The organism is Actinotalea alkalitolerans (genome assembly GCF_023369855.1).
In the GTDB taxonomy this organism is placed as follows: Bacteria; Actinomycetota; Actinomycetes; order Actinomycetales; family Cellulomonadaceae; genus Actinotalea.
In genome coordinates this window covers 1-2075 of the sequence record NZ_JAMBPP010000029.1, presented here as the reverse complement: position 1 = coordinate 2075, position 2075 = coordinate 1, and the positions used below count along the sequence as shown (strand labels likewise).

At 57.8% G+C, this 2075-nt stretch carries 1 rRNA gene; it reads right to left on the bottom strand.

What is annotated here, in order from left to right:
* Positions 1–288: 288 nt before the first annotated feature.
* Positions 289–1809 (bottom strand): 16S ribosomal RNA (locus M1R94_RS20130).
* Positions 1810–2075 lie beyond the last annotated feature (266 nt).

Sequence of the window (2075 nt, the reverse complement as noted above, 5' to 3'; positions counted from 1 at the left end):
GGGCCGGCGCCTACCCCACAACAGCAGGGCGGTTCATCCGGTCGAAGCAGTCCGACGCACCGATCTTCCGATCGGCCCAAGGTACGAGCTCGCGCTCATTCCCTCAGGACCCAACAGCGTGCCGAACGATCCATGACAACCACCACGTTCCACTCCCCGAAGGAAGGTACTGAGATGACCACCACAAACCGCAACTGGTCGATGTTCCACCCTTGAGCTACCCACCTCGAGACGAACGCTCGAGTAGTAGGCCCTGGACACCGTTGCCGGTGCCAAGAAGCTCCTTAGAAAGGAGGTGATCCAGCCGCACCTTCCGGTACGGCTACCTTGTTACGACTTAGTCCCAATCGCTGGTCCCACCTTCGACGGCTCCCTCCCAAGGGTTGGGCCACCGGCTTCGGGTGTTACCGACTTTCGTGACTTGACGGGCGGTGTGTACAAGGCCCGGGAACGTATTCACCGCAGCGTTGCTGATCTGCGATTACTAGCGACTCCGACTTCATGGGGTCGAGTTGCAGACCCCAATCCGAACTGAGACCGGCTTTTTGGGATTCGCTCCACCTCGCGGTATCGCAGCCCTTTGTACCGGCCATTGTAGCATGCGTGAAGCCCAAGACATAAGGGGCATGATGATTTGACGTCATCCCCACCTTCCTCCGAGTTGACCCCGGCAGTCTCCTATGAGTCCCCACCATGACGTGCTGGCAACATAGGACGAGGGTTGCGCTCGTTGCGGGACTTAACCCAACATCTCACGACACGAGCTGACGACAACCATGCACCACCTGTATACCGCCCTTGCGGACCCCATGTCTCCATGAGTTTTCGGTATATGTCAAGCCTTGGTAAGGTTCTTCGCGTTGCATCGAATTAATCCGCATGCTCCGCCGCTTGTGCGGGCCCCCGTCAATTCCTTTGAGTTTTAGCCTTGCGGCCGTACTCCCCAGGCGGGGCACTTAATGCGTTAGCTGCGGCACGGAACTCGTGGAATGAGCCCCACACCTAGTGCCCAACGTTTACGGCATGGACTACCAGGGTATCTAATCCTGTTCGCTCCCCATGCTTTCGCTCCTCAGCGTCAGTTGCGGCCCAGAGACCTGCCTTCGCCATCGGTGTTCCTCCTGATATCTGCGCATTCCACCGCTACACCAGGAATTCCAGTCTCCCCTACCGCACTCTAGTCTGCCCGTACCCACTGCAGGCCCGAGGTTGAGCCTCGGGTTTTCACAGCAGACGCGACAAACCGCCTACGAGCTCTTTACGCCCAATAAATCCGGACAACGCTTGCGCCCTACGTATTACCGCGGCTGCTGGCACGTAGTTAGCCGGCGCTTCTTCTGCAGGTACCGTCACTTTCGCTTCTTCCCTGCTGAAAGGGGTTTACAACCCGAAGGCCTTCATCCCCCACGCGGCGTCGCTGCATCAGGCTTTCGCCCATTGTGCAATATTCCCCACTGCTGCCTCCCGTAGGAGTCTGGGCCGTGTCTCAGTCCCAGTGTGGCCGGTCGCCCTCTCAGGCCGGCTACCCGTCGTCGCCTTGGTGGGCCATTACCCCACCAACTAGCTGATAGGCCGCGAGTCCATCCCTGACCGAAATTCTTTCCAGACGCTACAGATGCCTGTACGTCTCATATCCGGTATTAGCTCCGATTTCTCGAAGTTATCCCAGAGTCGGGGGCAGGTTACTCACGTGTTACTCACCCGTTCGCCACTGATCACCCGGTGCAAGCACCAAGATCACCGTTCGACTTGCATGTGTTAAGCACGCCGCCAGCGTTCGTCCTGAGCCAGGATCAAACTCTCCGTGAATGTCCATTGGTCTCCACACTCTCGTGCGAAGTTACCGACATACGAAGCGGTCCCGAAGGACCAGTTATCATCTGGCCTCGATCAAATGCATGACATCAACTGACATTACATTCGTCTCAACCATGTCACCACACACCAGCACAACCCCCCAAACGAGGGACCACACCACCATGCGATGACCTATGGCATCGACTTTTGGCACGCTGTTGAGTTCTCAAAGAACGAACGCGCATCCATCCGGGCCATCAAGCCCGTCCGGAGGCAAC